The organism is Luteibacter sp. P4_D7_3, assembly GCF_056401735.1.
In genome coordinates this window covers 1-6,410 of record NZ_JBFUIT010000242.1, presented here as the reverse complement: position 1 = coordinate 6,410, position 6,410 = coordinate 1, and the positions used below count along the sequence as shown (strand labels likewise).

General features: G+C 66.6%; 3 protein-coding genes. All 3 read left to right on the top strand.

Going from position 1 to position 6,410, the window contains the following annotated elements:
* The coding region (locus tag AC1DSN_RS16865; RefSeq protein ID WP_477331794.1) for a S9 family peptidase at positions 1-1,478 on the top strand (1,478 nt) is incomplete at its 5' end.
* 151 nt (positions 1,479-1,629) lie between these two features.
* A complete protein-coding gene (locus AC1DSN_RS16860) occupies positions 1,630-3,177 on the top strand; it encodes a putative bifunctional diguanylate cyclase/phosphodiesterase (RefSeq protein ID WP_213946905.1) in 1,548 nt (515 codons plus the stop codon).
* Between the two features lie 40 nt (positions 3,178-3,217).
* Complete coding sequence (locus AC1DSN_RS16855; protein WP_477331793.1) at positions 3,218-6,232, top strand: ligand-binding sensor domain-containing protein; 3,015 nt, start codon at positions 3,218-3,220, stop codon at positions 6,230-6,232.
* Positions 6,233-6,410: the final 178 nt, after the last annotated feature.

Sequence of the window (6,410 nt, the reverse complement as noted above, 5' to 3'; positions counted from 1 at the left end):
TGGTCGAAGCGACCGGGGGTGCAGTCACGACGCTGACCCCGGCCGGCCTGCACGTCTATGAATTCAGCTTCGCGCCGGACAGCCGTCGCCTCGCCTATGTCGCCGCCGAACCGCCGGGCGACAACAACTGGTGGGTGGCGAAGCTCTACGTGCAGCCCGCCGCGGCGACGGCCAAGCCCGTGACGGTCGTCGATACCTCGACGCTCGCCGGTCCGCTGAAGGACCTGCAGATGGCCGTGCCGCGCTTCTCGCCGGACGGCTCGCGCATCGCCTTCATCGGCGGCCTGATGAGCGACCAGGGTTCCACCGGTGGCGATATCTGGACTGTCTCCAGCAACGGCGGTGCCGCACCGGTCGACGTGACCCCGGGCATCACCACCACGCCGGCCTGGATCACCTGGACGGGCGCAGACGAACTGCTCGTTTCCGAGGCGGCGGCCGGCGCCAGCCGCGTGTCGCGTTACGCGCTTTCGGCCAATGGCGACGCCTCCGCGTCCACCGTGTTCGAAGTGCCGATGACGATCGGCGACGGTCGCCTGTCGATGTCCGTGTCGCTCACGGCGGACGCGAGCAAGGCGGTCTTCACCGCCAGTTCCTACGACAAGCCGTTCGAAGTGCATGTCGCCAACCTCGACGGCAAGGCAGCGCCGGTGTCCGTCACCTCGTTCAACGCCGGCCTGAAACCGTCCTGGGGCAAGGCCGAATCCATCACCTGGAAGAACGAAGGTCATGACGTCCAGGGCTGGCTGCTTTACCCGGCCAACTACAACCCGAAGAAGCACTACGGCATGATCGTCTCGATCCACGGTGGTCCGGCGGCCGCCGTGACGCCGCGTTGGCCGGGCGCAGGTTATGGCGGCGCGCCGCTGTCCGCGCTGGGCTACTTCGTCTTCATGCCCAATCCCCGTGGCAGCTACGGCCAGGGCGAAGCCTTTGTCCAGGCCAACCGCAAGGACTTCGGCTACGGCGACCTGCGCGATGTGCTCGCCGGGGTCGATAGCATCGAGAAAACCCATCCCGTCGACGATAAGCGCCTCGGCCTCACGGGCTGGAGCTACGGCGGTTTCATGACCATGTTTGCCGTGACCCAGACCCATCGCTTCAGCGCGGCGGTAGCCGGTGCCGGCATCTCGAACTGGCAAAGCTATTACGGCCAGAACCTGATCGACCAGTGGATGAAGCCGTACTTCGGCGCCTCGGTGTACGACGATCCGGGCGTGTACGCGAAGAGCTCGGCCATCAACTTCATCAAGGAAGTGCGGACGCCGACCCTGATCGTGGTCGGTGAGCGCGACGCCGAAACACCGGCCCCGCAGTCGTTCGAGTTCTGGCACGCGCTGCGCGCCCAGAACGTGCCGACCTCGCTCGTGGTCTACCCGGGTGAGGGGCATGGCTTTGCGCGCGACGCCAGCCGGCGTGACGTGCTGGCCCGGGCCCTGGCCTGGTTCGATCGTTACCTTCCGGCCAACGGGAAGTAGACATTCCCGAACGGTGGTTGACCGAACTACCACCATGGATTGCGTTTTTCCACCGACCCATCATCATTCGGGCTGGTTTCGACACTAAAGTCGGGGGCGGTAGTGGCCGATACTCCCAAGGGAAGCGTCTTGTGCAGGGCCGGAGCGTGGCGTGCTGACAAATCTTAGCGACGCCGGCCTCGACCTGGCGATGGCGAAGTGCGCTCGCTGGTCCCTCATCGGGCCCGGCGAGGGCGACCGCTGCTCGGGTTTCAGTACCGTCGGCGCAGGCCTCGGCTGGCTGGTCGCCCTGATCGTGGTCAGCGCGCTGGCCGGCCTGGTCATCGGCTGGCTCTACACCCAGCGTCGGCGCCTCAATGCACGCCTGAAGGACCCGCGCGAGCAGGCCCGGCGCGCGCTCGCCTTCCATGCCTACCACGACACCCTCACCGGGCTGCCCAACCGCGCCTACCTGATGCAGGAGCTGGAGGAGGCGCTGGCCTCGGGGGAAACGAAGTCGCTGGCGGTGCTCTTCATCGACCTCGACGGCTTCAAGTCGATCAACGACACGCTGGGCCACGAAGCCGGCGACGCCTTCCTGCGTGCGGTGGCTACCTCGCTGCGCAGCAGCGTGCGCGAACGTGACGTGGTCTCGCGCTTCGGCGGCGACGAGTTCGTCGTGGTGGTGCAGGCGTACGGCGGCCTCGAAAACCTCGTGCGCGTCTGCCGCAAGGTGCTCGATCTGGTATCGCAGCCGGTGAACGTCGCCGGGCAGTTCGTCGCCGTCAGCCCGAGTATCGGTATCGCCGTGGCGCCACGTGATGGCGATGTGGCCGAAACGCTCATCCGTAACGCCGACGCCGCCATGTATGCGGTGAAGGAAACGGGCAAGGCCGATTTCCGCTTCTACGAAGAGGGCATGCTCGAGCAGGCACGCGAGCGTCTCGCCCTCACGGTGGAGTTGCGCGAGGCCTTGCAGCGTGGCGAGCTGGACGTGGAATACCAGCCCAAGCGTAACTTGCGCGACGGTACGCTGGCGGGTGTCGAAGCATTGGCACGCTGGCATCATCCCGTGCGCGGCGACGTGCCGCCGGCGGTGTTCGTGCCGATCGCCGAGCGCTCGGCACTCATCCATGCGCTGGGCGAATACGTGCTGCGCTCGGTGCTGACGCAGGTGAAGCTGTGGGATGCGGCCGGCACCCACGTCGACTACGTCGCCATCAACCTCTCCATGCATGAGCTCAGCCGGCCGGCTTTCGTCGAGACGCTGGCTCGCACGGTGCGTTCCTACGGCGTGGATCCCATGCGGATCCGCTTCGAGCTCACCGAGTCCACGGCGATGCGCGAGCCGGAAGAAACCCTGCGCCAGCTGGTCAAGCTGCGCTCGCACGGTTTCGACCTGCTGATCGACGACTTTGGTGCCGGCTACTGGAACCTCGGCCACTTGCGTGAGTTGCCCGTCGGCACGATCAAGATCGACCAGTCCTTCGTGCGCGGCAGCGACTCCAACCTCGTCGACCGCGAGATCACCGAAGCGATCGTCGGGCTGGCCAAGAAACTCAACATGCGCACCATCGCCGAAGGCGTCGAAACCGAAGCGCAGGCCGATTGGTTGCGAGGGCTCGGGTGCGACGTGGGGCAGGGTTTCTACTTTGCGCGCCCCATGACGCCGGCTGCTTTCAGTCGGTATCTCGACCCGACGTTGGTCTATGCAGGCTGAYGGGCGGCCGCGCATCTCCCGTTTCCTGGTGGGAGCCGGATTGGCCTGCTGCCTTGTCGCGGGGGCCATCGCCGCACCCACCGTCGGCGTCGACCCCTGGGCCGTCTACGAAACCGCCTGGTTCGACACGGTCGGCGTCGCCGATGGCCTGCCGCATTCGACCACCACCGCCATCGTGCAGGACACCCGCGGGGTAATCTGGATCGGCACCTTCGGCGGCCTCRCCCGTTACGACGGCTACCGGATGCAGGTATTCGGCCAGGAGCCCGACGCTTACGCCGGCGCCGTGCTGCCCGACGCTTATGTGCGTGATCTCATGCCACTGGCCGACGGCGGCCTGCTGATCGGTACGAATGCCGGTGGCCTGGTGCGCTTCGACCCGGTGACGACACGATTCCACGTCTATCCCATTGGCGCCGGCGGGACCTCGAACGGCAAGATTTTTTCGATCGCCCGTGCTCGCGAACGCAATGTGTTCTGGATCGCCACCGAAGGTGGCATCGATCGCGTCGATGTCGGTACGGGCAAGATCACCCACGAATCCGGCCAGCCCGGCGACGCGAAGGACATGCTCGCACGCACCTTCGTCGTCGCTGAGGACAAGGCGGGCAACGTGTGGGCAGGCGCGGATAACGGCTTGTTCGTGCGCCGCCCGGGCGAGCGCTTCCAGCGCGTGGCGTCGGACGATCCGGCGATCGACGAAATTCTTCACGACCAGATATGGGCGCTGTTCGAGGACAGCCAGTCGCGCCTGTGGGTCGGCACCGGCCAGTCCGGTGCCGTCAACATCGACGCCCAGGGCCATGCGCATCTGGTACCGGGCTTCTCCGGCAAGAACGGCATGGCTCGCCGGCGCACGGTGCGCGCCTTCCACGAGACCCCCCAACACGTGCTCTGGGCCGCCACCGACGGTGCCGGCGTGGTCACTTACGACTTCAACACCAGCCAGTTGCGCGTGCTGAGTCACGACGCGGCCATGCCCTCGTCGTTGCCGGGAGATATCACGCGCGACATCTTCCAGGACAGCACCGGCAACATCTGGGTGGCCACCGAACTGGGTGCGGCGCATTACGACCCGAATGGCCGCAAGGTGTTTTCCGTGCTGCCGTCGCCGCTGGAGTCGCACACGCTGTCCAATGCCAACGTGCACTCGGTGTTCGTCGATCCGCGCGGGCGCGTATGGCTCGGCCTCGGCATGGGGCGCATCGACGTGCTCGACCTGGGCAAGGGCACGATGCGCCACCTGCAATTGGGCGGCGAACAGGCCGAGCGCGACGTGCAGGCTTTCGTGGTCGCGCCGGACGGCTCGATCTGGGCAGGCGCGCAGGGCATCTCGCGTATCGATCCCGACACCTTCGCCCTGCACAGCTCGATGATCCCCAGCCTGGACGGCCGGCTCATCCTGTCGATGCAGCGCGATGGCAACGAGATCCTGATCGGCGGCTACGACGGTCTTTTCCAGTACGACACGGTCACCGGCAAGCTCATCCAGATGCGCCATGACCCGCATGATCCGGCGAGCATCGTGGGTGACCAGGTGCGCCACATCGTGCGCATGCCGGACGCCTGGTGGTTCGCCACCATCAGCGGTATCAGCATCGGCTACGACGGCCAGCCGGGTTTCGTGAACCTGCGCCACGATCCCGCCGATCCCAACAGCCTGCCGCAGGACTACACCGGCTCCATGGTATTCGACTCGCACCATCGCCTGTGGCTGGGTACGTTCGGCGGCATTGCCTACCTGGACCAGTTCAATCCGCATGGCCCGTTCCGGTTCGGCCTGATCGGTGCGCGCGAGGGGCTGGTGAACAGCAAGATCAACGCGCTGCTGGTCGACCACGACGATCGGGTGTGGGCCTCGATGGCCAACGGCGTGGCCGTGATCGACACCGGCAGCCACCGCGTCTCGGACCTGGGCATACGTGACGGCCTGCGCATTCCCAGCTATATCCACCGCGCGGCGGCGGAGGCCCCCGGCGGCGAACTGATGTTCGGCGGCCTCGGCGGTCTGACCGTGATTCGTCCGTACTGGGTGGCACCGCAGATCGTGCCGCCGCGCATGGCCGTCACGCACGTGAGCATCAACGACAAACCCTTGCCGCTGGCCGACCTGCCCGAAGACGGCGGCCGGATCACCATTGGCGGCGACGGTCGTAACCTGCGCGTGGATTTCGCGTTGCTCGACTATCGCGCGCCGATGGAAACGCATTACGCCTACCGCATGGACGACGCCGACACGGGCTGGAATGAGGTCGCACGGGGTATTCCGCCCAGCGCGATCTATACCAACCTGGCCAGCGGCACCTACACGCTTCGGCTACGCGCCACGATGCGCGGCCTCGATGCGCGTACCGTGGAAACCTCGGTACGCGTGGACGTGACCCCGCGCTGGTACGAAAGCCCCTGGACCCTGCTGGCCGCCGTGGCGCTCGCCGTAGCCGCCTTCTTCGGCCTGGTCTCGCTGCGCACGCTGTACCTGCGCCGCCGTGCGGAGCTGCTGCAGGCCCAGGTCGACGCCCGCACGCGTGACCTCAAGGCAGCCAACGAGCGTCTGGATCATCTGGCCGGCACCGACGAGCTCACCGGTTCGCTCAATCGTCGCCGCTTCCTCGAACAGGCCGAGCGCGTGCGCCAGGGCGCGGCCAACGACGGCATTCCCTTCAGCCTCGTGCTGCTGGATATCGACGACTTCAAGACGGTCAACGACACCTTCGGCCATCTGGCCGGCGACACGGTGATCCGCGAGACGATGCGGGTGATTTCGTCGATGTGCCGCGCGGACGATCTGGCCGGGCGCTTCGGTGGCGAGGAGTTCATCCTCTGCCTTCCCGGCGCGCTGGCCGAGCATGCACTGGATATCACCGAGCGCGTGCGCCACGCGCTGGCGGCGCTGGTGATCGTCCACGGGGATTACCGGATTCGCATCACGGTGAGCGCGGGCGTGGCGATGTGGCGTTCGCCGGAGTCGCTGAATTCGCTGCTGGGCCGCGCGGATGAAGCGCTTTATGAGGCGAAGAACGACGGGCGTAACCGGAGTCGTATCGCTGGCCTCTGATTCTGTGGGAGCCGCTTCAGCGGCGATGCTCTTGGCTGTCAACAGGCATCGCCGCTGAAGCGGCTTGTGTCTTTGCGTCGGCGTAGGCTTCGGGGTGAGAGCGGAGTGCGGCAAGCCCGCTAGCGGCGGTGCTGCGAGCACGTGTGGGAGCTGGGGCTGCCGCACTCCCTCCACCAAT